At 71.4% G+C, this 24,844-nt stretch carries 29 protein-coding genes, 2 tRNA genes and 1 other RNA gene; 16 read left to right on the plus strand and 16 right to left on the minus strand.

The annotated features are described in order from the left end of the window. Positions 1–24 precede the first annotated feature (24 nt). On the plus strand, positions 25–684 hold the full coding sequence (locus FHU28_RS00850; protein WP_184679916.1) for an HNH endonuclease family protein: 660 nt from the start codon (positions 25–27) through the stop codon (positions 682–684). After that, positions 666–1,139 carry a hypothetical protein gene (locus tag FHU28_RS00855; RefSeq protein ID WP_184679918.1) on the plus strand — a complete coding sequence of 158 codons (474 nt, stop codon included), beginning with the start codon at positions 666–668 and terminating at the stop codon, positions 1,137–1,139. The genes FHU28_RS00850 and FHU28_RS00855 overlap by 19 nt, the downstream gene beginning before the upstream one ends. Positions 1,140–1,190: 51 nt before the next feature. Here the strand turns inward: FHU28_RS00855 and FHU28_RS00860 are convergent, their stop codons facing one another. The 9 genes from FHU28_RS00860 to ffs form a co-directional block, all read right to left on the minus strand. Next, positions 1,191–2,294 (minus strand): ABC transporter ATP-binding protein, encoded by a 1,104-nt coding sequence (locus tag FHU28_RS00860; protein ID WP_073829281.1) that lies wholly within the window; start codon positions 2,292–2,294, stop codon positions 1,191–1,193. Beyond that, entirely contained in the window at positions 2,291–3,406 is a 1,116-nt protein-coding gene (locus tag FHU28_RS00865) for an ABC transporter ATP-binding protein (RefSeq protein ID WP_184679920.1), read from the minus strand. The genes FHU28_RS00860 and FHU28_RS00865 overlap by 4 nt, the downstream gene beginning before the upstream one ends. 11 nt (positions 3,407–3,417) lie before the next feature. Further along, a complete protein-coding gene (locus FHU28_RS00870; protein WP_184679922.1) occupies positions 3,418–4,386 on the minus strand; it encodes an ABC transporter permease in 969 nt (322 codons plus the stop codon). Continuing rightward, the gene (locus tag FHU28_RS00875; RefSeq protein ID WP_184679923.1) at positions 4,383–5,387 is read right to left on the minus strand and encodes an ABC transporter permease; all 1,005 of its coding nucleotides are present in this window, start codon (positions 5,385–5,387) and stop codon (positions 4,383–4,385) included. Before FHU28_RS00875 ends, FHU28_RS00870 begins: the two co-directional genes overlap by 4 nt. Positions 5,388–5,465: 78 nt before the next feature. Continuing rightward, positions 5,466–7,127 (minus strand): ABC transporter substrate-binding protein, encoded by a 1,662-nt coding sequence (locus FHU28_RS00880; protein WP_184679924.1) that lies wholly within the window; start codon positions 7,125–7,127, stop codon positions 5,466–5,468. 322 nt (positions 7,128–7,449) lie between these two features. Beyond that, positions 7,450–8,043 (minus strand): recombination mediator RecR, encoded by a 594-nt coding sequence (gene recR, locus FHU28_RS00885; RefSeq protein WP_073829286.1) that lies wholly within the window; start codon positions 8,041–8,043, stop codon positions 7,450–7,452. Between the two features lie 8 nt (positions 8,044–8,051). Then, positions 8,052–8,360: a YbaB/EbfC family nucleoid-associated protein gene (locus FHU28_RS00890; RefSeq protein ID WP_221453393.1), complete on the minus strand. Its 309-nt coding sequence runs from the start codon at positions 8,358–8,360 to the stop codon at positions 8,052–8,054. A gap of 108 nt (positions 8,361–8,468) precedes the next feature. Further along, entirely contained in the window at positions 8,469–11,291 is a 2,823-nt protein-coding gene (locus tag FHU28_RS00895) for a DNA polymerase III subunit gamma and tau (protein WP_184679926.1), read from the minus strand. Between the two features lie 107 nt (positions 11,292–11,398). Then, positions 11,399–11,488: signal recognition particle sRNA small type (gene ffs / locus FHU28_RS00900), an RNA gene on the minus strand. Between the two features lie 81 nt (positions 11,489–11,569). Between ffs and FHU28_RS00905 the strand changes: the two genes are divergently transcribed. The 3 genes from FHU28_RS00905 to FHU28_RS00915 all read left to right on the plus strand — a co-directional run bounded on the left by FHU28_RS00905 (position 11,570) and on the right by FHU28_RS00915 (position 12,741). Further along, positions 11,570–11,654, plus strand: a tRNA-Ser gene (locus FHU28_RS00905). A 128-nt stretch (positions 11,655–11,782) separates the two neighbouring features. Further along, positions 11,783–12,352 (plus strand): hypothetical protein, encoded by a 570-nt coding sequence (locus FHU28_RS00910; protein WP_184679928.1) that lies wholly within the window; start codon positions 11,783–11,785, stop codon positions 12,350–12,352. Continuing rightward, positions 12,349–12,741 carry a hypothetical protein gene (locus FHU28_RS00915; protein WP_184679930.1) on the plus strand — a complete coding sequence of 131 codons (393 nt, stop codon included), beginning with the start codon at positions 12,349–12,351 and terminating at the stop codon, positions 12,739–12,741. The genes FHU28_RS00910 and FHU28_RS00915 overlap by 4 nt, the downstream gene beginning before the upstream one ends. Before the next feature lie 20 nt (positions 12,742–12,761). Here FHU28_RS00915 and FHU28_RS00920 read toward each other — a convergent pair whose 3' ends face one another. Both FHU28_RS00920 and FHU28_RS00925 read right to left on the minus strand, forming a co-directional pair. After that, entirely contained in the window at positions 12,762–13,982 is a 1,221-nt protein-coding gene (locus FHU28_RS00920) for an RNA polymerase sigma factor (RefSeq protein WP_184679933.1), read from the minus strand. After that, positions 13,979–14,311, minus strand: coding sequence for a YciI family protein (locus tag FHU28_RS00925; protein ID WP_184679935.1), 333 nt, complete (start codon positions 14,309–14,311; stop codon positions 13,979–13,981). The genes FHU28_RS00920 and FHU28_RS00925 overlap by 4 nt, the downstream gene beginning before the upstream one ends. 198 nt (positions 14,312–14,509) lie before the next feature. Here FHU28_RS00925 and FHU28_RS00930 point away from each other — a divergent pair, with 198 nt between their 5' ends. From FHU28_RS00930 to FHU28_RS00955, 6 genes are all read left to right on the plus strand, one after another. After that, positions 14,510–15,847 carry a helix-turn-helix domain-containing protein gene (locus FHU28_RS00930; RefSeq protein ID WP_184679937.1) on the plus strand — a complete coding sequence of 446 codons (1,338 nt, stop codon included), beginning with the start codon at positions 14,510–14,512 and terminating at the stop codon, positions 15,845–15,847. Positions 15,848–15,868: 21 nt separating this feature from the next. Further along, positions 15,869–16,381, plus strand: a complete 513-nt coding sequence (locus FHU28_RS00935) for an NUDIX domain-containing protein (RefSeq protein ID WP_184679939.1) — start codon at positions 15,869–15,871, stop codon at positions 16,379–16,381. A gap of 51 nt (positions 16,382–16,432) precedes the next feature. Further along, positions 16,433–17,047, plus strand: a complete 615-nt coding sequence (locus FHU28_RS00940; RefSeq protein ID WP_030502123.1) for a hypothetical protein — start codon at positions 16,433–16,435, stop codon at positions 17,045–17,047. Continuing rightward, positions 17,044–17,565: a hypothetical protein gene (locus FHU28_RS00945; RefSeq protein WP_184679941.1), complete on the plus strand. Its 522-nt coding sequence runs from the start codon at positions 17,044–17,046 to the stop codon at positions 17,563–17,565. Before FHU28_RS00940 ends, FHU28_RS00945 begins: the two co-directional genes overlap by 4 nt. Before the next feature lie 83 nt (positions 17,566–17,648). Further along, complete coding sequence (locus tag FHU28_RS00950) at positions 17,649–18,161, plus strand: SigE family RNA polymerase sigma factor (RefSeq protein ID WP_184679943.1); 513 nt, start codon at positions 17,649–17,651, stop codon at positions 18,159–18,161. Beyond that, on the plus strand, positions 18,142–18,693 hold the full coding sequence (locus tag FHU28_RS00955; RefSeq protein ID WP_184679945.1) for a DUF4362 domain-containing protein: 552 nt from the start codon (positions 18,142–18,144) through the stop codon (positions 18,691–18,693). The genes FHU28_RS00950 and FHU28_RS00955 overlap by 20 nt, the downstream gene beginning before the upstream one ends. 28 nt (positions 18,694–18,721) lie before the next feature. On the opposite strand, the gene FHU28_RS00960 is transcribed toward FHU28_RS00955, so the two are convergent. Then, positions 18,722–19,705, minus strand: coding sequence for an ABC transporter permease (locus FHU28_RS00960; protein ID WP_184679947.1), 984 nt, complete (start codon positions 19,703–19,705; stop codon positions 18,722–18,724). Between the two features lie 275 nt (positions 19,706–19,980). Between FHU28_RS00960 and FHU28_RS00965 the strand changes: the two genes are divergently transcribed. Continuing rightward, positions 19,981–20,649, plus strand: a complete 669-nt coding sequence (locus tag FHU28_RS00965; RefSeq protein ID WP_184679948.1) for a permease-like cell division protein FtsX — start codon at positions 19,981–19,983, stop codon at positions 20,647–20,649. Beyond that, positions 20,646–21,230 carry a SigE family RNA polymerase sigma factor gene (locus FHU28_RS00970; RefSeq protein WP_311773497.1) on the plus strand — a complete coding sequence of 195 codons (585 nt, stop codon included), beginning with the start codon at positions 20,646–20,648 and terminating at the stop codon, positions 21,228–21,230. Before FHU28_RS00965 ends, FHU28_RS00970 begins: the two co-directional genes overlap by 4 nt. Before the next feature lie 64 nt (positions 21,231–21,294). On the opposite strand, the gene FHU28_RS00975 is transcribed toward FHU28_RS00970, so the two are convergent. After that, positions 21,295–21,381: transfer RNA gene (locus FHU28_RS00975), tRNA-Ser, on the minus strand. A gap of 75 nt (positions 21,382–21,456) precedes the next feature. On the opposite strand from FHU28_RS00975, the gene deoD reads away from it, so the two are divergent. The 3 genes from deoD (at position 21,457) to FHU28_RS00990 (ending at position 23,380) form a co-directional block, all read left to right on the plus strand. After that, entirely contained in the window at positions 21,457–22,164 is a 708-nt protein-coding gene (gene deoD / locus FHU28_RS00980) for a purine-nucleoside phosphorylase (RefSeq protein WP_013289061.1), read from the plus strand. Positions 22,165–22,277: 113 nt separating this feature from the next. After that, positions 22,278–22,916, plus strand: coding sequence for a TetR/AcrR family transcriptional regulator (locus FHU28_RS00985; RefSeq protein ID WP_184679950.1), 639 nt, complete (start codon positions 22,278–22,280; stop codon positions 22,914–22,916). Continuing rightward, complete coding sequence (locus FHU28_RS00990; protein WP_184679951.1) at positions 22,913–23,380, plus strand: acyl-CoA thioesterase; 468 nt, start codon at positions 22,913–22,915, stop codon at positions 23,378–23,380. Before FHU28_RS00985 ends, FHU28_RS00990 begins: the two co-directional genes overlap by 4 nt. 13 nt (positions 23,381–23,393) lie before the next feature. Here FHU28_RS00990 and FHU28_RS00995 read toward each other — a convergent pair whose 3' ends face one another. From FHU28_RS00995 to FHU28_RS01005, 3 genes are all read right to left on the minus strand, one after another. Next, positions 23,394–23,867: a nucleoside deaminase gene (locus FHU28_RS00995; RefSeq protein ID WP_363927069.1), complete on the minus strand. Its 474-nt coding sequence runs from the start codon at positions 23,865–23,867 to the stop codon at positions 23,394–23,396. 148 nt (positions 23,868–24,015) lie between these two features. Further along, the gene (locus FHU28_RS01000) at positions 24,016–24,540 is read right to left on the minus strand and encodes a tRNA adenosine deaminase-associated protein (RefSeq protein ID WP_184679952.1); all 525 of its coding nucleotides are present in this window, start codon (positions 24,538–24,540) and stop codon (positions 24,016–24,018) included. Positions 24,541–24,662: 122 nt separating this feature from the next. Continuing rightward, a complete protein-coding gene (locus FHU28_RS01005; protein ID WP_184679954.1) occupies positions 24,663–24,833 on the minus strand; it encodes a hypothetical protein in 171 nt (56 codons plus the stop codon). Positions 24,834–24,844 lie beyond the last annotated feature (11 nt).

Genomic DNA, 24,844 nt, shown 5'->3' on the forward strand with positions numbered 1-24,844 from the left:
ACGCAAGCTGGAGAGGTGTCGTCTGTGCGTACGAGATCAGGAGCCCGAGCCGGGCTGGCCGCCGCGCTGAGCGCGGTGCTCGCCCTCGGCGTGGCCGGCTGCGAGGTGTCGGTCACCGAGCCGGAGGCGACGCCGAGCGCCTCCGGGAACATCAACAAGCAGCTCGGTGAGCTGACCGTGGCATCCGCCGGGTCGATGAAGGGCTACAGCCGCTCACGCTTCCCGCACTGGCGGGGCACCGGCAAGAACTGCGACGTACGCGACAGCGTGCTGCAGCGCGACGGCGAGGGCATCAAGCTGTCCGGCTGCAACGTGGTGGGCGGCCGATGGGAGAGCGTCTACGACGGGGTGGTGCTGACCGACCCGTCGGGCGTGGACATCGACCACACTGTGCCGCTGGCCGCCGCGTGGCGTTCCGGGGCGGAGGAGTGGGACGACTCGAAGCGCGGCGACTTCGCCAACGACCTGACCCGGCCGCAGCTCATCGCGGTTTCGGCGCGGTCCAACCGGGCAAAGGGTGACCAGGATCCGTCCCAGTGGAAGCCACCGAACCGGTCGTCCTGGTGCCAGTACGCGGCGGACTGGGTGACGGTCAAGCACTACTGGCGGCTGACTGTGACAAGTGCCGAGAAGGCCGCTCTCACCGACATGCTGGAGGGCTGCACATGGGCGAGCAAACCGTGACCGGGCCGGACGCGACACCGGCGCCGGAGGCGGCCGCGGCACCGGCCCCGGAGCCGGGCGCCACGCCGGCCCCGGAGGCGGCGGCCGGCCCGGCCTCGGCCGGGATGACGGCGGACGGCCGGCAGCCGGAGCCCGCCGACGTCGCCGGGGCGGGCATGACCGCCGACGCGGTGCCGGGAGCACCGGCCGGGGGCGCGCCGGCCGGACCGGCGGACCGGACCACCGACATCGTCCCCGGTCCGGGTGGGGTCATGACCGACGAGGTGGGCGTGGTGACCGGCGAGCTGACGCTGCGCACCGAGCACGCCGACGGCCGGGTGACGCTGCGGGTGCAGTACAAGGACGCCGACGAGTGGTACGCGGTCACCGGCGGTTCCGCGCCGCTGGCCGACCCGGCCGCGCTGGACGCGGTGCACACGATCGCGGTGGGCCTGCTCAACCGCCCCGAGGGCTGACCGACGTACAAGCGCGTCCCCACCCGGTCCGGTGGGGACGCGCTTGTCGTGTCAGACGTACGAGCCGGGCTCGCTGGGCGCGGAGACCACGCCGGGCTCCTCGCCCTCGCCCTCCGGCCGGGTGATCTTCGCGGTGACCTCGTGCGGGCGCAGCTCACCGGCGGCGATCTGCTCGGCCCAGTGGCAGGCCACCCGGCTGGCGCCGATCTGGCGCAGTTCCGGCCGCTCGTCGGCGCAGCGGGTCGGCTGCGCCCAGGGGCAGCGGGTGTGGAACCGGCAGCCCGACGGCGGGTTGGCCGGCGACGGCAGGTCCCCGGCGAGCAGGATCCGCTCGCGCCGGTCCTCCACGTCCGGGTCCGGCACCGGGACCGCCGACATCAGCGCCCGGGTGTACGGGTGCAGCGGCTCGGTGTAGAGCCGGTCGCTCGGGGCCTCCTCGACCAGCGCGCCCAGGTACATCACGCCGACGATGTCGGAGATGTGCCGCACCACCGCCAGGTCGTGCGCGATGACCAGGTAGGTCAGGCCGAGGCTCTCCTGGAGTTCGTCCAGCAGGTTCACCACCTGCGCCTGGATCGACACGTCGAGCGCGGAGACCGGTTCGTCGGCGACGATCAGCTCCGGGCCGAGGACCACCGCGCGGGCGATGCCGATGCGCTGGCGCTGGCCGCCGGAGAACTCGTGCGGGTAGCGGGACAGCGCCCACTTCGGCAGGCCCACCGCGTCCAGCGTCTCGCCGATGATCCGTCGCCGGTCGTCGCGGTTGGCGCCGATGCCGTGCGTCTGGAGGCCCTCGGTGAGGATCGACTCGACGTTCTGCCGGGGGTCCAGGCTGGACATCGGGTCCTGGAAGATCATCTGCATCCGGCGGCGCATCGTCCGCAGCTTGCCGGCCGGCAGCGTGGTCAGCTCGACGCCGTCGAACTTCACCTCACCGGCGGTCGGCGGGGTGAGCTGGAGCAGCGCCCGGCCGAGCGTGGACTTGCCGCAGCCCGACTCGCCCACCAGCCCGTACGTCTTGCCGCGCGGGATGCTCAGGTCGACCCCGTCGACGGCCTTGACGTGCCCGACGGTCCGGTCGAAGAACACGCCCCGCCGGATCGGGAAGTGCACCTTCAGGTCGCGGACCTCGACGAGGATGTCGTTGTCGCTCATGGGGTCTCCTCCTCGCGCGGAGCCGGTCCGAAGCCGGGCACCGCGGGCGGGTCGGCCGGCTCGGCCTGGGCCGGCACCGTACCCGGCTCGGCCGTCGTCGGCTCTGTGGCGCGGACGTCCGCCTCCGGGGTCAGGCCGGGGATCGGCACCGGGTTGACGCAGCGGTAGCTGCGCGCGTCGTGGGTGAGCACCAGCTCCGGCGGCTCGCCCACGCACTCGTCGACGCGGCGGGCGCAGCGCGGGGCGAACGCGCAGCCGTCCGGCCAGGGCAGCACGTCGCGTACCGAGCCGGGGATGGGGTTGAGCCGTTCGCCGCGGCCGGCGTCCAGGCGGGGCACCGAACCGAGCAGACCTTCGGTGTACGGGTGCCGGGGCTGGCGGAACAGCGGACGGCGGGTGGCCGTCTCCACCACCCGGCCGGCGTAGAGCACGTTGATGGTGTCGCACATGCCGGCCACCACGCCGAGGTCGTGGGTGATCATCACCAGCGCGGTGCCGGAGTCGCGGACCAGGTCCTTCAGCAGTTCCAGGATCTGCGCCTGGATGGTGACGTCGAGCGCGGTGGTCGGCTCGTCGGCGATCAGCAGCCGGGGCTGGCAGGCGACCGCCATGGCGATCAGCGCCCGCTGCCGCATGCCGCCGGAGAGCTGGTGCGGGTACTCCTTGAGCCGGCGGCGCGGGTCCGGGATGCCCACCCGGTCGAGCAGCGCGGCGGCTTCCTTGGTGGCCGCCTCGCCCTTCATTCCCCGGTGGCGGGTCAGCACCTCGGTCACCTGGAGCCCGATCGGGATGACCGGGTTCAGCGAGGAGAGCGGATCCTGGAAGATCATCGCCACGTCCCGGCCGCGGATGTCGCGGCGGGACCGGTCGTCGAGCTGGAGCAGGTCGGTGCCGTCGAAGACCGCCTTGCCGCCGACCCGCAGGCCCGGCTGCTTGGGCAGCAGCCCCATGATCGCCAGCGACGTGACGCTCTTGCCGCAGCCGGACTCGCCGACCAGGCCGACCACCTCGCCGGCGTCGACCGAGAAGGACACCCCGTCCACCGCGTGCACGGTGCGCTGCCCACGCCGGGCGAACGTGACGGAGAGGTCGTCCACTTCGAGCAGTGCCATGACTGACTGACCTACTTCCGCAGCTTCGGGTCGAGGGCCTCGCGCATCGCCTCGCCGAGCAGGGTGAAGCCGAGCGCGGTGATGATGATGCCGAGCGCCGGGTAGATGGCCAGGCCGGGCCGGATGCCCAGGTACGGCTGCGCGTCGGCGAGCATGACGCCCCACTCCGGGATGGCCGAGTCGGGGTTGCCGAGGCCGAGGAAGGAGAGCGCGGCGGCCTCGATGATCGCGGTCGCCAGCGTCAGCGTGGCCTGGACGATGACCGGGGCGATCGAGTTCGGCACCACGTGGGTGAGGGCGATCTTCGACCGCTTCACGCCGAGCGCCGTCGCCGCCAGCACGTAGTCGCTGTTGGACTGCGCGATCATCGAGCCGCGCAGCAGCCGGGCGAAGATCGGCACGGACACCACACCGACAGCGATCATCACGGTGGTGAGGCTGGCGCCGAGCAGCGCCGCGATGCTCACCGCGAGCAGCAGGCTCGGCATGGCCAGCAGCATGTCGATGAAGCGCATCAGGGTGGTGTCGATCCAGCGGCCCCAGCGTCCGCCCAGCCCGGCCGCCGCGCCGGCGACGCCACCGATCAGCGCGCCGACCGCGAGACCGATCAGGGTGGAGACCACGCCGACGAGCAGCGTCTGCCGGGCCCCGACGATCAGCCGGCTGAACTCGTCCCGGCCCTGGTGGTCGAAGCCCAGCCAGTGGTCGGCGGAGACGCCCGGGATGATGCCCTGGCCGGACTTGACCAGCCCTTCGCGGATGCCGATCGAGTCCGTCGGGCTGTACGGGACGAAGAACGGCCCGACCACCGCGACCAGGACGAAGATCGCCAGGATGACCACGCCGATGATGGCCGCCGGGTTGCGCCGCAGGCGGCGGAACGCCTCCTTCCAGAGGCTCACGCCCTGCTCGTCCTCGCGGGCGGACAGCTCGGCGAGCCGGTCGATCTTCTCGCGCTTCTTGCCACCGGTGATGGTCATCGCACCCTCACCCTCGGGTCGATCACGCTGTAGGAGAGGTCGACCAGGAGATTCACCAGCACGTACACCACCGCAATGATCATGATGAAGCCCATCAGCACCGGGTAGTCGCGCTGACTGATCGACTCGGCGACGAACGCGCCGATGCCGCTGAAGGCGAACACGGTCTCGGTGAGCACCGCGCCGGAGAGCAGGAGACCGGCCTGCAGACCGATCGAGGTGGCCACCGGCAGCATGGCGTTACGCAGCACGTGCCGGCGACGGACGGTCCGCTCGGTCAGGCCCTTGGCCTCGGCGGTCCGGACGAAGTCCTCGTTGAGCACCTCCAGGACGCTGGCCCGGGTGATCCGGACGATGATCGCGAGCGGGATGCTCGCCAGCGCGATGCCCGGCAGCACGAGGTGCCAGAGCGCGTCGGCGGCGGCGTCCCACTCGCGGGTCATGATCCCGTCGAGGACGAAGAAGTTGGTGACCCGGGTCGCCCCGATGGTCGGGTCCTGCCGGCCGCTGGAGGGGAACCAGCCCAGGTTCTCGGCGAAGATCGCCTTGAGCACGTACGCCAGGAAGAAGACCGGGATGCAGATGCCGATGAGCGATCCGCCGACGGAGGCGTGGTCGAGGAACTGGCCGCGGCGGCGTGCGGCGAGGTAGCCGAGCGGGATCCCGATGCCGACCGCCAGCACCAGGGCCATGACGGTCAGCTCGACGGTGCCGGGGAACCGCTCCACGAACTCTGTGGTGACAGCCCGCTTCGTGCCGGTCGAGGTGCCCAGGTCGAGCCGGATCATCCGCCGCAGGAAGCGGGCGTACTGGACCAGGATCGGCTCGTCGAGGCCGAGGTTGCGCCGGATCGCGGCGCGCGTCTCGGGCGTGCCCCGTTCACCGAGGATCGCGGTCTCGGGTCCGCCGGGAAGCCGGCGGAGCCAGATGAACAGCAGGACGGAGAGCCCCAACAGCGTTGGTATCAGCTGTAGCAGGCGTCTGACGATGAACCGGAACACGGGCGCCTCGGAGGGTGTGCGGAGGGGTGCGGGCGGGCGCTGTGGTCACAGCGCCCGCCCGCGTACGGTGCCTTCAGATCACTTGAACTCTGCGCTCGAGTACCGCTCGTCGGTGAGCGGGCTCGCCTTGACCCCGGTCACGTCCTTGCCGAACACGATCGCCGGCGGGGAGTGCGAGATCGGCACACCTGGCAGGAAGTCCATGATCGTCTTGTTCAGCGCCTTGTACTTCTCCGTCCGGGCCGCCACGTCGGCGGTGGTGTCGGCGTCCTTGAACTGCGTGAAGAGCGCGGGGTTGTTGAAGCCCCACTCGTCCTTCTGGCGGTCGAAGAAGGTCCCGATGAAGTTGTACGCGTCGCCGTAGTCACCGGTCCAGCCGAGGAAGTGCAGGTCGTGCTTGTTGCCGGAGGTGGTGGCGTTCAGGTAGTCCGGGCTCCACTTCAGCGGGATGGCCTGGACGTTGATGCCGACCGCCTTGAGGTCCGCCGAGAGCAGCTCGAAGATGTCCTTCGGGTTCGGCATGTACGGCCGGGTGACCTCGGTCGGGTAGTGGAACCGCAGCGTCAGGTTCGACGCGCCCGCCTCGGCCAGCAGAGCCTTGGCCTTGGCCGGGTCGTAGTCGTACTTGGTGACGTCGCCGTTCCAGCCCTCGACGGTGTCCGGGAAGAAGTTCATCGCGACCTTGGCGCCCGGGGGCAGCTTCGAGTCGACGAGCGCCTGCCGGTTCAGCGCGTGCGCGATGGCCTGCCGGACCTTCAGGTCGGCCAGCTTCGGGTTCCCCTTCTGGTTGATCGCCAGGTAGAGGATGTTGAAGGCGGGCCGGGTGAGGACGTTGAAGCCCTCCTTCTTCAGCGGCTCCACGTCCGCCGGGCCGACCAGGTCGTAGCCCTGGATGTCACCCGAGCGGAGCGCCTGCTTGCGGGCGTTCTCGTCCGAGATCGTCTTGAAGATGATGGTCTTCAGCTTGGCCTTGTCGCCGTGGTAGTCGTCGTTGCGCTCGATGGTGAGCGTCTTGTTCGCGATGTCCCACGCCTTGAACTTGAACGGACCGGTGCCGGTCGGGTGCTCCATCGCGTACGCCGGGTACTTGATGTCCTCGGCGGTGCCGGTCACGTTGCTGGCGTCGTACTGCTCCATCGCCTTGGGGCTCTGGATCGAGAACGACGGCAGCATCAGCGCGGCCGGGATCTTGCTGGAGACCCGGGTGAACGCGAGGTCCACAGTGGTGGCGTCCTTGGCGGTGCAGGACTTGAAGAGGCTCGGCCCCAGCTCCGGGTCCTCGTTCTTGGCGAACCCGCCCATGACGTCCTGCCAGTACGCGGTCACGTCCGGGCTCTGCATGAGGCCCTTGGCGTTGTACCAGCGGTCGAAGTTGGCGCAGACGGCCTCGGCGTTGAAGTCGGTGCCGTCGTGGAACTTCACGCCCGAGCGGAGCTTGAAGGTCCAGGTGGTGCCCGCCGCGTCCGGGGTCCAGGACTCCGCGAGACCCGGCGTCACCTTGGTGCCGCCCTCCTCCGGACGGACCAGCGTCTCGAAGACCTGGCGCGCCACGCGCAGCGACTCACCGTCGCTGGCGAAGCTGGGGTCGAGCACCTTCGGGTCTCCGGCGACGCCGAAGACGAGGGTGTCCTTCTTGCTATCTCCGGAGCCACTCTCACGGTCGCTCTCGGCGCAGCCTGCAACCGCGAGGGCCGCGACCGCGATGGCCGCGATTGCGACCTTCGGCCTGGATGCACGCATGGTGCTTCACCTCGTCCTTGGGGGTACGAACAACGTGGTGACAGGGTCACCGATGTGCGCAGACCTTAGCCCTCGGTTGGACGGCGCGGAAACGGGCGGGGGGCGGGTTGGTATCGAATCGTGTCTGTTCTGGAGCGAGGCAATCGATTCGAAGGAGAACACTGTCCCGTACCGAACTTTCGTCGGTTTGAAGGCCGAATTTGTTACGTCGATCCGGTCCCGGACGCACGTTCGTGTCAGATCGGCGGGCGCCCGGGTCCGGCGTGGAAACGCGTCCGGCGGGCACCCCGCAGGGCACCCGCCGGAAGCGACGCGGCACAACTCAGACGGCTCGGCGCCCCTCGAAGGCCCGGCCCAGCGTGATCTCGTCGGCGTACTCCAGATCGCCGCCGACCGGCAACCCACTCGCCAGCCGGGTCACCGCGATCCCCATCGGCTTGACCATCAGCGCCAGATAGGTGGCGGTCGCCTCGCCCTCGGTGTTCGGGTCGGTGGCGAGGATCAGCTCACGCACCGAACCACTGCCGAGGCGGGTCATCAGCTCACGGATCCGCAGGTTGTCCGGGCCGATGCCCTCCAGCGGATTGATCGCGCCACCGAGCACGTGGTAGCGCCCGCGGAACTCGCCGGTCCGCTCGATCGCCACCACGTCCTTGGGCTCCTCGACCACGCAGAGCACCTCGTCGGTACGCCGGGCGTCGCGGCAGATCCGGCACTGCTCCGACTCGGCCACGTTGTAGCAGGTCGTGCAGAACCGGACCAGGTCCTTGACCTTGCGCAGCGCACCGGCCAGCCGGTTCACGTCGGCCGGATCCGCCGACAGGACGTGGAACGCGATCCGCTGGGCGCTCTTCGGGCCCACGCCCGGCAGCCGGCCCAGTTCGTCGATCAGATCCTGGATGGCACCCTCGTACATCTGCCGGCTCAGAACCCGGGCAGGCCGAGGCCGCCCATGCCGCCCGCGAGCGGGCCCATCTTCTTCTCGGTCAGCTCGCGGGCCGCCTCGGCCGCGTTGTGCATGGCGGCGACGACCAGGTCCTCAAGCGTCTCCACGTCCTCCGGGTCGACCGCCTTCGGGTCGATCTTGATCGCCTTCAGCTCACCGGTGCCGGCGACTGTCGCGGTGACCAGGCCACCGCCGGCGGTGCCGGTCAGCTCCGCCTCGGCCAGCTCGGCCTGGGCCTTGGCGATCTGCTGCTGCATCTTCTGCGCCTGCTTCAGCATCTGCTGCATGTTCGGCTGTCCACCTGGGCGCACGGACCGCTCCTTCTTCCACTCGTCTGCTCGGCCGCGCCCAGCCTAGTCGGGCCGCGGCGCCGCTTCCTCACGGTCGGCGCGCGCTCAGCGCGCGTCCACCTCGTCGATCTTCTCGGCCCCGAACGTCTCACGCAGCAGCTGAACCGCCTGCTCCTCGCTCGACTGCCGGGCCGTCCGCTCGTCGATCACGTCGTCAAGCGGCTCGTCGCCCGGGTCGAACCCCTCGTAGGCCGGCGCCGCGGCGGGCGCCCGCCCGCCCCGCACCGGGCCGTCGAAGTCCGGGTCGTAGGGCGGCTCGCCCGCCCACTCGGCATCGGCCGTCTTCCGCGCCGGCTGCGCCGCGCGCGACCCCTTGCCGGGGCCGCCGCCCGCAGCAGCCGCCGCCGCAGCCGCACGCGCCGCCGCGATCGCGCTGTTCTTCGGCCCGCCGCCCGCCGGCCTCGCCCCACCGGCCGGCGCCGTCGCGGGTGCAGCAGGCTTGGGTACGACGACAGGGGCGGTTGCGGTGGCTGTGCCCCCGCCCGGACGCGCCGCCGCCGGCCAGTCCTCCCCGTCCACGGCCGTCGCCGCCGAAGCGGCACTGGTGGCCGCGCCACCGGGGCGGACCGGCTCCGGCCAGTCGTCCTCGTCGGCCTGCCCGCTCGCGACCTGGCTCCCGGTGGTTCGGTTGCCCGTGGCACCGGCCGAGCCGGTCCCGGCCCGGCCCGCCGGTCCCCCGCCCTGGCTCCCGGTGGCCTGGCTTCCCGCGCCCTGACTCCCGCTGGTCCGGTCGGCCGTGGCATCCGCCGAGCCGGACAGCGGCTGCCCCGGGGCGTCACCGAGACCGGCGGATGCCGGACGACCGGCAGCACCGGAGTCGGGACGGCCCGGTCCGGCGTCCGCCGAGCCGGGACGGCTCGCGTCGGGTGCGGTCGAGTGGGAGAAGTCGGCCGCGCTGCCGGAATCGGAGCGCGCCTGAGCGGTGCCGGCCGCGCCGGAGTCCGGTCGGCCGGACGCCGAACCCGTCGGATCGGACGCCGGGCGGGCCGGGGCCCGGTCGGGCGCGGAATCGCTTGGCCGCGCCGTGCCGGACGGGCGGGACGGGCCACCGAGCGAGGCTGCGCCACGCTCGCCCGCCACCTCGCAGCGGATCTGCCAGCGACCGCCGAACTCCTCGTAGAGCGCGTCGGTCAGCACGGCGGCGTGGTCGGCCATCATCTTCGCCAGCACCGTCGACTTCACGGTCAGCACGAGCGTGTCGCCGTCCAGGTCACGCACCACCGCGTCACGCATCAGCGCGGCGATCCGCTTGTTGCTCCGGTTCACCTTGCCGACCACCTCGGGCCAGACCCGGCGCACCGCCACCGCGTCGAGCGCCCCCGGATTCGCCGCGCCGGGGCGGGGCGGCTCGGGCGTGGCCGGATCCGGCATCACCGCGGACGGCGGCACCGGGCGGCGGGCGGGGGCGTCCGAGGCGACGGCCGGGTCGTCGACGGTAGCCCGATCGGGCACGGCCGGTGCCGGGGAACCTGCTGGTTCCGCCACTGCGGGGGCCGGACGGGAACCGGGTGCGGCGCTGCGGGAACCGGCGGCAGCGGCGCGGGCGGCAGCGGCACCAGTCGGGGCACCGGGAGCCGCCGGCATGCCGGCGGTGTCCGCGTGGATCGCGGCGGCAGCCGCGCCCGGGGCGGGAGGCGCCGGGCGTACCTCAGAGGTCGGGGTGGGGTGTGCGGAGTCGGCGGCGGCCGGCGGCAGCTCGGCGCCGCCCAGCGTCAGCCGGCGTTCCATCCGCTCCAGGCGCTGGAGCAGGCCGCCGGACGAGTCGTCCGCGCCGGGCAGGAGCATGCGGGCGCAGATCAGCTCCAGCAGCAGCCGGGGCGCTGTGGTGCCGCGCATCTCGACCAGGCCGTTGTGCACGATGTCCGCGCAGCGGGACAGCGTGGCCGGGCCGAGGCGCTGCGCCTGCGCGGCCATCCGCTCGATCTGGTCGGCCGGGCCGTCGATGAGGCCCTTGGCGGCGGCATCCGGCACCTGCTGGAGCACGATCAGGTCGCGCAGGCGTTCCAGCAGGTCGGAGGCGAAGCGGCGCGGGTCGTGGCCGGCCTCGGCGACCCGGTCGACTGTGGCGTACGCGGCGGCGCCGTCACCGGCGGCGAGCGCGTCGCACATCTCGTCGATCAGCGCGGAGTCGGTGACGCCGAGCAGCGCGGCGGCCCGCGCGTAGCCGACACCCTCCGGGCCGGCGCCGGCGATGAGCTGGTCGAGTACGGAGAGGCTGTCCCGGGCGCTGCCGCCACCGGCACGGACCACCAGCGGGAAGACGGCCGGGTCGACAGTGACGCCCTCGGCCTCGCACAGCTGCTCAAGATAGGGGCGGAGCACCTTCGGCGGGATCAGCCGGAACGGGTAGTGGTGGGTCCGCGACTTGATCGTGCCGAGGACCTTCTCCGGCTCGGTGGTGGCGAAGATGAACTTGACGTACTCCGGGGGCTCCTCGACCAGCTTGAGCAGCGCGTTGAAGCCGGCCGACGAGACCATGTGCGCCTCGTCGATGACGTAGATCTTGAAGCGGCTGCGGGCCGGCGCGAAGAACGCCTTCTCCCGCAGCTCACGGGCGTCGTCCACACCACCGTGGCTGGCCGCGTCGATCTCGATCACGTCGATCGAGCCGGCGCCGTCGGTGGCCAGCTCGCGGCAGGAATCGCACTGCCCGCACGGCTCGGGGGTGGGGCCCTGCTCACAGTTGAGCGAGCGGGCCAGGATCCGGGCGCTGGAGGTCTTGCCGCAGCCCCGAGGGCCGGAGAAGAGGTACGCGTGATTCAGCCGGCCGCTGCGCAGCGCCTGCGACAACGGCTCGGTGACGTGGTCCTGGCCGATGATCTCGGCGAACGTCCGCGGCCGGTACTTGCGGTAAAGGGCCAGTGCCACCCGTCCCGCCTCCTCTCGACCGAGCCATTCTGCGCCGGTCGGCCCCGGGTGACCACCCACCACCCCGTGACCCGACCCGCAGCGACGTTACCCGGCCCGGGAGACAGAAAGGCCTCCCGTGCACCCGGCAGAGCTCGCTTATCCTTGCTGCCTTCCGGCCCTGGGGAGGTTCACGAGGTACCGCCGCACGGGAGGTGACGCCAAGCCTACCCGAAGCCTTGTGGATCTTCCGGGAGGGTGGGGTGGCCCGCCGTCGGGAGACCTGTATCCTGGCTCGCGGAGGATTCGCCTAGAGGCCTAGGGCGCACGCTTGGAAAGCGTGTTGGGTTTACACCCTCACGAGTTCGAATCTCGTATCCTCCGCTCGCTTGAGCAGCACGTACGCGAGGGCCGGCCCCGTCAGGGACCGGCCCTTCGTCATCTCTGCGGTCGTTCCGGCTCGCCGCCCTGTCCTCAGCGCTGCCCAGAAGCCAGGCTGATACGTTCCGTCGATGGGGCAGAGCCTGGATGGGATTGTCCGGTCAACCTTCCGCCGCACCATCGAGTTCATGCCCGGCGAACTCCGACGGGCGCCGCTGGCCAGCTGGAACGAGTCGGTCTTTCGCTATTTCTTCTGCCGGCATGTGCCTGGCGTCGACGAGGGCGTGGAGCCGTTCGTGGAGTGCGAACGAATCGACCTCGTCTTGCATAGCGGCGACGAGAAGGCGTTCGTCGAGTTCAAGTTCTACGTGCACCCGCAGCGGTTTGACCCCTATACGGGCGTCTCGTCCGGCTTCAAGGGTGGTCCCAGCCTCCAGAACCTGCACGAGTTCCAGAGGTGCGTTCAGCAACTCCACGATCGAAAGTCGGTCCCAGGGCTGTCCAAGTACGTCGTCCTCGCCTACGCCGACCCTGTCGTTGCGGGCGCCCCAGGGAAGCGTTACTCGGATTACTACGACGACTACCGGCACTCGGACGAGAAAATCGCTCTCGACGTCCAAGAATCCGTCGGACCCTTCGACATTCTCAAGGATCGAATTCAAGCCAAGCTCTTCACCGTCCGGACACCAGGCGAGGGTTGAGCGAGATCGGCGGTCATGAGGTCGCACAGACAGCCTTGCGGCCCCGGCTCACCACTCACCTGGTCGGTTCATACGAACACAAGGCATGGAAAGAGGAGCTGCGGGAACTGCTGGCGGCGCGTGTCGTTCCGGCCGACCCCGGCCCGGTATGGATGCAGCTAAGTCTCACCACCGGCCCTGGTCGCACCTGGACCAACCTCTGGAAGCCGTTGCTCGACTCCTTCGGTCCAGTGTTGGGGGCAGACCTCGCCAATCCGTTCAGCCCACACGACGATCGCATCGTCGACCTTGGCCTGCACCACACCGTGGATGCCGGCCTGGGGCACGGTGTCAGCATCGAGGCATGGTGGGGCGTGCACGGCTTACCGCATGCCAAGGAACTCGGCTAGAAGCCGTTCGCGCAGGGCGCTCACCAGCCGCCCAACTGGTCCCGCCGCCGCCTCAAATACGCCGTCTCCGCGCTGTTTCCCGCCAACTCGATCGCCCGGTCGTACGCCTCCCGCGCCTCCCCGCCCCGCCCCATCCTCCGCAGCAGCTCGGCCCGCGTGGCGTGGTACGCGTGATAGCCGTCCAGCGGCAACCCCTCCACCTCGGCGAGCGCGACCTGCGGCCCGTCCAGTTCGGCGACCGCCACCGCCCGGTTGAGTCGCACGATCGGCGACGGGTCGACGCGTACCAGATGGTCGTAGAGCGCGGCGACCTGCGACCAGTCGGTGTCCCGCGCGTCGCGGGCGTCGGTGTGTACGGCGTTTATCGCGGCCAGGATCTGGTAGCGGCCCGGCGGCCGGCCGGTGGCGATGCACGCGCGGACCAGGGCGTGCCCCTCGGCGATGAGGTCGCGGTCCCAGGCGCTGCGGTCCTGCTCGGCGAGGACGACGAGTTCGCCGGTCGCGGAGACCCGGGCGGGCCGGCGGGCCTCGGTCAGCAGCATCAGCGCCAGGAGCCCGGTGACCTCGTGGTCGTCGGGCAGCAGCGTGCGGACCAGCCGGGTGAGCCGGATCGCCTCGCCGGTCAGGTCGGCACGCACCGCCTCCTTGGCGGGGTCGGAGGTGAGGTAGCCCTCGTTGAAGATCAGGTAGAGGACGGCGAGCACGCCGGTGATCCGGGCCGGCAGGTCGTCGCGGGACGGCACCCGGTACGGGATGCCGGCCGCCTTGATCTTCGTCTTGGCCCTGGTGATCCGCCTGCTCATGGCGGCTTCCTGGACCAGGTACGCCCGGGCGATCTCCGGCACGGTGAGTCCGCCGACCAGGCGCAGCGTCAGCGCCACCCGCGCTTCCACGGCCAGCGCCGGGTGGCAGCAGGTGAAGATCAGGCGGAGCCGGTCGTCGTCGATGACACCGAGCGGTTCCGGGGTGTCGGCCAGCATCAGCGCCTCCCGGTGCTTCTCCTCCCGCCGGCTCTCGCGCCGGATCCGGTCGACGGCCCGGCGGTACGCGGTGGTGGTGAGCCACGCTCCGGGGTTCGGCGGTACGCCGTCGGCCGTCCAGCGTTCGACCGCGGCGGCGAACGCCTCGGCGGTCATCTCCTCGGCGACGTCGAGGTCGCCGATGCGCCGGGCGAGCGTGGCGACCACCCGGGCCCACTCCTCGCGGTGGACCCGGGTGAGCACCTCGCGGACGTCGGTCACGCGCTCAGGAACGGCCGCAGCTCGACCCGCCTGTTGCACCGCTGCGACGCCAGCGCGGCGAGTGGGAGCGCCACGTCGAAGTCCGGCGCCTCGATGATCCAGAACCCGCCGACGTACTCCTTCGTCTCCAGGTAGGGGCCGTCGGTGAACACCGGGTTCCCGTCCCGCGCGTCCACGACTGTGGCCGTCTCGGGTGCCGCGAGGCCACCCGCGAAGACCCAGTGGCCGCCGGCGCGCAACCGCTCGTTGAACTCACCGATCGCGGCCATCTCCGCCTCGGTGGCCGAGCCGGTCGTGTCGTCGAGTACGGAGATCAGATACTGCGCCATCGATTCCTCTTTCGCCTTCCGGGCCGCCGCTCGGGCCACTGTCACTCCTGCTACGAACGCCGCCGCCCCGATACGACAGCCTCCGACGAGGTCGATCACGCGATTCTCGTACGTGGGACGTCAGAGCTCTCGTCGTAGTCATGACCGGTTATGCGTTGTACGTATAACCGACAGTCACGGAACGGGTTGAATAAGCGAGTGACCGCCGCGTCGAAGCGAACCAGTTGTACTCGCTGCGGAGCCAGCCTGGCCGCCGACAACGACTCGGGACGGTGCGCTCCCTGTCAACGAGCGGAGCGGGACCGCATCGTCGCCGCCCCTGACGTTCCACGCAGCTTCTGGTCCCACGAACCGCTTCACCAGGCGCTTGCGGATCGTCACCTCGGTCGCGTTGTCCGCGCCTACCGTCACCACCCTTACCACGGGCGACAGCCGCTGCCGCAGGCCACGGTCGCCGGCTGGTTCGGGATGACACAGGCGCAACTGAGCCGTATCGAGAACGGACCAGCGGTGGTGCACCTCGACCGACTGGCACATTGGGCCCGCGTGCTGCGGATACCCGTGCACACCTTGTGGTTCCGACTACCGGCCACGCCGGGCGACGCCTCGGCGCCGGCCGATGTCGTGGAGGTGGGTCCTCACCTGATCCGCGCACTCCGGTCCGCAGATCGTCAGGTTGGCGGCAAGAACCTCTACAGCACCGTACTGGCGCACCTCGCCCTCTTCTCCGTGCCGGCGGGTCGCCCTCCTGCCGTCTCCCCGCAGGTGCTCATGGCGACCGCTGCCCTCCACGAGATGGCCGGTTGGATGGCTCACGATTCCGGGGACAGCACGACGAGTAGACGGCACTTCCTCGACGCCTTGGCGCTCGCCGTCGACAGCAGAGACGCGCTGTTGGTGGCGCAGGTGCACGGAAGCCTGAGCCACCTCGCCTGCCACGGCGGAAACGCGGAGGCCGCGATCTCACACGCCAGGGACGGGCTCGGGGCCATCGCTCAAGAGGACGCCGGTGCTCTGATACGCGCCCGTCTTCTCGCCTTGCAGGCGCGCGGCCTCGCCGCAGCAGGTCTCACCGCCGACTGCCACGCTTCCCTTCACCGGGCTGAGGCCGCCTTCGCGGAGGCGGCACCTCCACCCACCGAATGGCTGAGTCCGTTCGACCGCACCTCATTCGAGATCGAGTCGGCGCGGTGTCTGCTTCGCCTCGGTGACGTCACGGCCGCTCTCGGAATCCTCAACGGCAGCGCCGCCGACCGGCCGGCCCACCGCGTGCGGAGTCAGGCGCTCGCCCGGATGCTCCTGGCCACCGCGCTTGTCGGACAGGCACGGATCGAGGAAGCGTGCGACCTGACACACCAGACCGTCGAACTCACCCATGGTCTGGGCTCGGCAGTCGTCCTCGACCAGCTCAGACATCTCGCACTGCTGCTGCGGTCGCATGCCGTCGGGTGCCCGGACGTGCCACGGCTTCTGGACCGGCTTCGCGACACCATCCGGGAGCGGCGATGGGTGGCGCTGCCGCTGCCGACGGCGTGAGGACGGCCGACAATCGTCGGTATGGCCGACGAGCGTCCCCTGTACGAGCGAGATCCAGCAGCCTGGCAGGTCCACCTCGCCGAGGGCAACGCGCGGCAGCCCCGGAAGCGGGTGGGAGCCGACGTACTGCTGCGCAACGGTGACGGCGACGTCCTGTTGGTAGATCCGCGCTACAAGCCGGACTGGGACCTGCCGGGCGGCATGGCGGAGGCGAACGAGCCGCCGCACCTGGCCGCCGAGCGGGAGGTGCGCGAGGAGTTGGGTCTCGAACTGCGCGTCGGACCGTTGCTGGTGGTGGACTGGGTCTCACCGCACGGCCCGTGGGACGACAGCCTGATGTTCATCTTCGACGGCGGTGCACCGCCTCCCGCCGAGCCGTTGAAACCGGCTGACGGCGAACTGGCCGACGCACGATTCGTTGCGCTCGATGATGCGCAGGCGCTGCTTCGCCCGTACGTTTGGCATCGGCTGCGTCACGCGGTGGCCGCGCTGAGCGACGGACGCCCGAGGTATCTGACCAACGGAACCACCTGAGACCGTCGTACACATGTTCCATCCACAGCCTGTGGACGCCGAGAGGACCGGATGAGTTACCAGCTCAGCGCCGTGGTCGCCGACGTCGAGCTGCTTCGCGAGCAGACCGCCGACCTGGACCACGCGGTGCTCGCCGCACTCCGCCAGGACTTCGCGCTGCTGCCTGTGACCCCGCAACTGGTGCAGGAGCTGACCGGCGGGCTGCCGGACTTCGCCACCGACGAGCCGCGCGCCGAGCGTCCGTTCCGGCTGGTGCTCTCGCCGCCGCTGGCGGAGGTGCTGGCCCGCTGGTCGACCAGCGGCCCGGTGGCGTACCTGGAGGCGGAGTTCGCGGGCGGGCTGGGCCACCAGTCGGCGGTGGTGTGGCTGGGCGGCGAGGTGAGCTGGGGGCCACGGTACGACGCCGCGCTGGACCGGCCGCGTGCCGAGTGGCCGATCAACACGGCGCTGGCCAGGCTGGGCGCGGAGCCGGGCGCGTGGATCGACCCGTTCGCCGAGCTGGGCCTGCACCTGGAGCGCGACACCGACGGCTGGCTGACGCACGGCCGGCGCGGGCTGTCTGCCGACTACTGGGACGAGCTGGCCGAAGAGTGGGAACTTCGCCAATCCGGCCAGCACCAGCAACCTCATCGCCCCGGTCCCGTTGGTGACTGGGGGATTGCATGAAATTACGACAATTCGGCTTTATCGCCGCACTGCTTGCTGCCGCGTCCGTGGCGGGCAGCGGCGTTCATCCACAGTGGCCGGCCCGGCCCGTCGGCGCCACCCAGGTGGTCAGCCTGGAGGGCCTGCGCGACGCGGAGTTCGGCGCCACCGAGGCGGACCTGACCCGCCGCGGCGTGCTGCGCGCCGACGAGGAAGCATGCGGCCACGCGCTCGTCGGGCACGGGGCGGTCAGCCCGATCTTCGTCGACGACCGGCTCGTCCTGCTCTGGCTGGACGACCCGATGAGCACACCCGAGGGCATCAGCGCCGGCACACCGATCGGCGAGGTCCGCGCCGCGTACCCCGGCGCCACCGACCTGCCGGCGCCGCCCGGCAGTCACCGCTTCGCCGGGCTGCTCGCCCGCGACGGCGACCGCGCGTACCTCTTCCTGCACGACGGCGTCACCGTCCGCGAGATCATCGCCGGGTACGCGGACTGGGCCCGCCGCCTCTTCGACGAGGGCTACGGCCCCTGCTGACATTCGGCTCGACCACCTGGCTGTAACCGGTGGCCCCCTGGCGGTGTGTGTATGTGTGACGGCCAGGGAGAGGGACGGTGCGAATGGGCACGAGCGACGACTTCGACGCCTTCTACGCGGCGACCTCGGCCCGGGTCCTGCACCAGGTCTACGCGGTCTGCGGCGATCTCGGCGAGGCACAGGACGTCGTGCAGGAGGCGTATGCACGCGCCTGGACCCGCTGGTCGTCGCTGTCGAGTTACGACTCGCCCGAAGCCTGGGTACGGACGGTTGCGTGGCGGCTGGCCGCCAACCGGTGGCGCAGCGTCCGGCGCTGGCTCACCGCCCGGGCGAGACTCGGCCCGCCGCCCGAAGCTCCGGAGCCGTCGCCGGACCGGGTCGCGGTGCTGGCGGCGCTGCGGCGGCTGCCGGAGTCGCAGCGGCGGGTGGTGGTCCTGCACTACCTCTCCGACCTGCCGATCAGCGAGATCGCCGAGACCACCGGAATGCCCGCCGGCACCGTCAAGGTCTACCTGTCCCGCGCGCGAACGGCGCTCGCCCCGCTGCTCGCCGCCGACGACGAGCGGAAGGATTCCGATGTCAGCACGCATCCGTGAGGCCATCGCGGCGCTGGAGGACGACACCGCCGCCCTGAACCTGGCACCGCCCGAGCGGGTCCGCGCCCGCGGCGAGCGCCTGCGCCGACGACGGACGGCAGGTGGCGTGGCGCTCGTCGCGGTCCTGACAGTGGCGACAGTGTCAGCCGGCGTGGCCGCGACGAACAACGGCGGTACGGACGCCCCGTCCCCCGTCGGCGCGGGAGCCACAGCGAACTGCGGCGATCACATGCTCGGGCTCATGGACCGCATACCGGAAGCCGCGATCACCTGCTTCCTCGACGCCGTCGAGGCGCACCGCCCCGCCCGCCTCGCCGTGACCTCGCCGACGACCGAAGGCGACCCGATCCCGACCCTCTACGTCGTCGGCGGAGACGGCACGGTGGAGGTGACCACCGACTCCCGCCAGGACAGGTTCGGCGGCGGGCAGGGTCTCCTGCTGAAGAGGTGCACCGGCCCCGAGGTCACCAACGGGAGAATCATGTTCCGGCAGTGCTCGTCGCCGGTACCCGCGCTGACCGCGTCCCGGTAACAGAAACGCCCGGCCGAACTGACAGCGGTCAGTACTTTCGCAACGGCTCGGCCGGCCCGGCGCCCGGCACGCTCGCGGGCAGTGCCGGTTGCAGGGCCTCCAGCGCCCGGCTGACGCCCAGGCCGACGAGGATCGCCAGCGCGAAGACGACCGTCGACAGCCACCGGGGGCCGTCCGCGACGAGGATGGTCATCTGCACCAGGCACAGCAGGGTGACCCCCAGCACGGTGCCCGCGAAGCCGCCCCGCCCGCCGGCCACGCTCACGCCGCCGAGCAGGACGGCGCCGGCCACCAACGTCAGCAGGCCGATGTCGGCCGATGGGGTTGCGCCGCCGATCCGGCCGGCCAGCAGGACTCCGGCCGCGCCCGCGATCAGGCTGGAACCGCCCAGGCCGATGACCGCGCCCAGCAGCCGTGCACCGAACGGCGACGGCGGCTCCCCGGCGACGACCCGGTTGCCGCTCAGCGCCCGCCGCACCGCCGGGATCGACCACACCACCGCGCCGCCGATCGACAGCATGAGAAACAGCACCAGCCACCCGGCCCCGGCACCGTCGGACCGGATCCAACCTTCGCTCGCGAGCCGCCGCGGACCGCCGCTGCCGGTGGTGGCGAGCAGAATGCCCTGCGTCAGGGCCAGCCCGCCCAGCGACACCGCCCACCCGGGCGCCCGCAGCAGCCCGGCGATCAGGCCCATCCCCAGACCGAAGAACGCCGCGGCGGCGATCGCGGCGACCGCCGCGACGAGGACCGGGGCGCCGGCGTCGAGCACCTCCGCGTACGTCAGGCCGGCGAGTGCCGCGACGGCAACTACTGCGAGGTTGGGCGTGGCGGTGCGCAGCGACAACGCGAAGGCGGTCGCCAGCAGGCCGGCGGAGGCGATGTTGAACACCAGCGGCGACAGCCGCGACCCGTCCTGGGAGGACCACACCACCGCGGCGACGACGGTCAGCGCCAGCAGCACCGCCTCCCAGATCAGGTGCGGACGAAAGGAGCCACCGGAACGGGACATGACCGGTCCGGCGGGTGCCAACGGTTGTTCAGGCGTGAAAACCACAGCGATTCCTCCCTTGTGCGGACGCTGACACTAACCCGCAGGACACCGCAGATACACGAGCCCGGATACCTAGGGGCCGAGTACTCAGCTCCGCCCGGACGCCCGCCGCAGCAGCCAGGCGCTCACCAACCCGCCGGCCACGATCGCCGGGTACGCGGACTGGGCCCGCCGCCTCTTCGACGAGGGCTACGGCACCTGCTGACCCGGCCGCCGGAGCTCCGGTGTGACCGATGCGGCGACTCGACCGGTCCCTAAGAGAGGACGCCGTCGGACACCAGGAGCGAGTTGTGGACCAGAAACTGCATGTGCTCTTCGAGCGGGCACTCGGGGTGGAACCCACACCCCCGGCCGGAGACCTGGCCCAGGAGGCCATGGCCGGGGGCGCCGCGCTGCGACGCAGACGCCGGCTGGTCACCGGAAGCGCGGGGGCCTGTCTCGTCACGATCGCCGCCGTCCTGGTCGCCCTGAACCTGACGCCGGCATCGAGGGAACCGGTGCCGCCGGTGGTGGCGGCCGGCGCGCTGATGCCCTCCGCCGACCCAACCTGTGAGCGGCAGTGGGGTGACGAGCCGGTCGACATTCGCGTCTTCCTGCAACATGACATCACTGATCAGCAGCGACTCGACCTGCGCGACGCGCTCCGGTCGGCTCCGCTCGTGCGGAGCGTGACGTTCCAGAGCCGGGACGAGGCGTACGCCAGATTCAAGGAGATGTACCGGAACAACCCGGATCTGGTCGACGCGGTCAAACCGGAGCAGATGCCTGAGTCCTTCCAGGTCGCACTGACGAAGGCGAAGGACTACTCAGAACTCGTGGCGAACTTCCACGACCGGGACGGCGTCGATCAGATCCTGGGCGGTCCGTGCCCGGCGCACTCGGGCTCCGGGGAGGGTGAGTGACCAGCGGGCAGATCGACGTACGCGCAACGCCGTCCGCCGAACGCCCGGCCGGACCGCTGGCCCGGTGGAGCGCCGCCCGTCGCCGTGAGCGCAGCACCCGGGACGAGGACTTCAGCGCGTTCGTCGCGGCGACTGCGCCCCGGCTGAGACGCACCGCCTACCTCATGTGCCGGGACTGGCACCTCGCCCAGGACCTGACCCAGATCACGTTCACCCGGATGTACGCCTCATGGGCCCGCATCCGGCACGCCGCGAACCTCGACGCGTACAGCCGCCGGGTGCTCATGAACGCCGTCTTCGACCAGCGGAGCCGGCGCAGCGGCACCGAGGTGGTCTGCGCCGACCTCCCCGAGCGGCCGGAACCGGCGGCGACGACGGACCTGCACGTCGCGTTGATGACCGCGCTGGCGACGCTGCCGATTCGGGACCAAGCGATCGTGGTGCTGCGGCACTGGGAGGACCAGAGCGTCGCCACCGTCGCCAAGATCCTGCGCATCTCCGTGTCGGCGGTGAAGATGCGGGATGCCCGGGCGTTGAGCCGGATCCGCGCGCTGCTCGGCGAGGACTTCGCCGGGAGTTGACCCGGAACGCGGAACGCCCGGTGCGATCCTCGCGGATCGACCGGGCGTTCTCGCTGTTCACGAGCGGTGGCGGAGGGATTTGAACCCTCGGAGGGCGTAAACCCTCACACGCTTTCGAGGCGTGCTCCTTAGGCCGCTCGGACACGCCACCGCCGACGAGGGTACAGGACCGCCGGCTTGGACGCCGAACCGGTATCCCTCGGCCCGGCCTGGCAGGATCTTTGCCATGAGTACGCACATCGGCGCTGAGCCGGGAGAGATCGCCGAGCGGGTCCTGATGCCGGGCGACCCGCTGCGGGCCAAGTGGATTGCGGAGACCTACCTGGAGGGGGCCCGCTGCTACACGACGGTGCGCGGCATGCTGGGCTTCACCGGCCGGTGGAACGGCGTCGACGTGTCGGTCCAGGGTTCCGGCATGGGCATGCCGTCCGCCTCCATCTACGCCCACGAGCTGGTGAACGAGTACGGCGTGAAGTCGCTGATCCGGGTCGGCTCCTGCGGCGCGCTGACCGAGGATCTGCAGCTGCGCGACGTGGTGGCGGCGATCGGCTCGTCCACCGACTCGAACATGAACCGGATGCGCTTCGACGGGCTGATCGACTACGCCCCGGTGGCCGACTTCGGGCTGCTGCGTACCTCGGTCGAGGTGGCCGAGCGGCGCGGCATCAGCATGCGGGTGGGGCCGATCCTGGCGGCGGACGCCTTCTACACGGACCGGCCGGACCTGTACGACAGGCTCGCCGACTACGGCGTGCTGGCGGTGGAGATGGAGTCGGCGGCGCTCTACACGATCGCGGCGCGCTTCAAGGCCCGCGCGTTGACCATCCTGACCGTCAGCGACCACATCAAGACCGGTGAGAAGACCACGTCGCAGGAGCGTGAGCAGACGTTCGGCCAGATGGTCGAGATCGCGCTGGACACCATCATCGCCTGACCCTGATCGATTCTCGACCGCCCCGTCACCGCAAGGTGGCGGGGCGGTCGGCGTTACCCGGGTCACAAAAATAAATACGACCGGTCGTACTTGTTTCCCGCTACGCTGCCCGCATGACCTCTGACGGCCGCATCGCCCGCGGCGACCGCACCCGCACCGCGGTGCTGGACACCGCCGTCGCGCTGGCCACCGAGGTCGGCCTGCACGGCCTCTCCCTGGCGCAGCTCGCCGACCGGCTGGAGGTGAGCAAGTCCGGCCTCTTCGCGCACTGGCGCTCCAAGGAGGCGCTGCAACTCGCCACCGTGGACCGGGCCGTGGCGCAGTGGCAGGAGCGCATCCTCGCGCCCGCCCTGGAGGCGCCCCGGGGCGTACGCCGGCTGCGCGCGCTGCACGAGGCCCGGATCGACTTCTATGCCGCGCGGGTGCTGCCCGGCGGCTGTTTCTTCGCCAACACCGAGTTCGAGTACAACGCCCGCCCTGGCCCGGTCCGGGACCGGCTGGCCGAGGCGTTCGGCAGGTGGACGGCGCTCCTCGAACGCCTCGTCCAGGAGGCCGTAGACCTCGGCGAACTCCCCGCCGACCTGGACGTGCCACTGCTCGCGTACGAGATCGACGCGCTGGGGATCAGCGCGGTGATGCGGTCCCGGCTGCTCGACCCGGACGCCACCTACCGGCACGCCCGCCAGGGCCTGCTGAACCGGCTGCGGGCGCTCTGCCCGGATCCGACCCTGCTACCGGAAGGCCAGTCATGAGCCACACCACAGTCGAGCGGCAGGCCGCCGAGTTCGGGCACGTCGCGCACGTGCCGGTGCACTTCGACGACCTCGACGCCATGGGTCTGCTGCACAACGCCCGGTACGCGGTGCTGCTGGAGCGCGCCCTGACGCCCTACTGGGCCGAGCGCGGCGTCGTCTTCCGCGGGGACGTGCACGCCGCCCCCGACGTGTTCCACGCGGTCCGCGAGTTCACCATCACCTACCAGGCACCGGTCACCGGCGTCGGCACGGTGGCCGTGCATTTCTGGCTGGAGCACTTCGGCACCAGCAGCGCCCAGTACGCCTTCGAGTTCCGCTCGGTGGACGGCGCCACCGTGCACGCCCGGGGCACCCGGTCGATCGTCCGGCTGGACCCGGCCACGCTGCGCCCGACCGCCTGGACCGAGGTCGGCCGCGCGATCGCCGCGACGCTGCTGCGCCCGGCTCCGACGAGCGCCTGAGGGCCGGGGACGGTCAGCGGAAGAACGCGCGCAGCAGCGCCGCGCTCTCGCGTTCCAGCACACCGCCGTACACCTCGGGGCGGTGCGTGACGCGGCGGTCGCGCAGCACGTCCCAGAGCGACCCGACCGCGCCGGTCTTCGGTTCCCAGGCGCCGAACACCACTGTCGAGACGCGAGCCAGCGCGATCGCCCCGGCGCACATGGTGCACGGCTCCAGCGTGACCACGAGCGTGCAGTCGTCCAGCCGCCACCGGCCCAGCCGGTGCGCGGCGCGGCGCAGCGCCAGCACCTCGGCGTGCGCGGTCGGGTCCCCGGTCAGCTCCCGCTCGTTGCGCCCGATCGCCAGTTCGGCGCCGTCGGGGCCGTAGAGCACCGCGCCGACCGGCACGTCGTCGGCGTCCCGGTCCGGGGTCGGGCTGTCCGGGCCGGTCACCGCTACCTCCAGGGCACGGCGCATCCAGAGTTCGTGCCGCTGTCGGCGGCCCACCGCGCCCGGGTCGGCGAGCGCCTCGTCGGCGCCGGGGCCGACGCGCGCGGCCCGGCCGGGAGTGGGCTGCCCCGGGCGTACGGTCTCCAGCGCCGGATCGGTCGCGTCGGCGGGTTCGGCGGCGCCGGGCGTCCGGGACTCCCCGGGCTCAGACCTCACGCAGCTCCTCGACCTCGTCCACGCAGCCGAGTACCTGGCAGACCTCGGCGGTGACGTCGGCCGGCATGGAACCCTCGTGCGCGCAGAGCGCGAGCAGCTTCTGCGCCGGGATGCCCAGGTCGGCCAGCAGGTCCGCGTCACCCACCGGGTCGGCCTCCGGGTCCACTGCGGGCTGCTCGGTCTCCTCGTCCCCGCCGGACTCGCGCGGCTCGTCGACGTCCTCCAGCCCGGTCACCGACGTCTTCAGGTCGCCGACCAGCAGCGCGCCCAGGCGGGACTCCTCCGCGTACGCCGAGTCGGAGCCGAAGACCCGCAGGTCCTCCCCCTCGTCCAGGCGGAGGACGACCAGGTACGTGTCGTCCGCCTCGACGAACAGCAGCGACAGGTCGGCGTCCGGCTCGACGTCGCGCAGCCGGTCCGCCACCTCCTCGATGTCGGTGACGCCCCGCAGGCTCACCTCGCCTGCGGTCCAGTCGCCGTCGACGCGCGCCACGGCAGCAGCGAAGTACGACACGGTCCCCCCAAATTGGCCTCGGCAGCACGCCGACAGGTCACGCGATGCACGTTAACCGGTCGGGTCGGCGGGCGACCGGTCAACGCCCCGTAAGGGCCGGCCGTTCTGGAAGAGAAAGCCGGTCAGCCGACGACGCGCCGACGGGTGGCGATCAGCTGGCGCAGCCGTTCGGTACGCGCGCGCTGTGGTCGCTGGCGCTGCTGCACCGCGCGGGCACCGGCCAACTCGGCGAGGAGTTGCAGGCGACGGCGGCTCCGCTCCGGGTCGAGCCGCGGCGGTGTGGTCGAGGCCATACCGCCGAGCG

Origin of the sequence: Micromonospora echinospora (assembly GCF_014203425.1) — a bacterium.
Taxonomy (GTDB): domain Bacteria; phylum Actinomycetota; class Actinomycetes; order Mycobacteriales; family Micromonosporaceae; genus Micromonospora; species Micromonospora echinospora_A.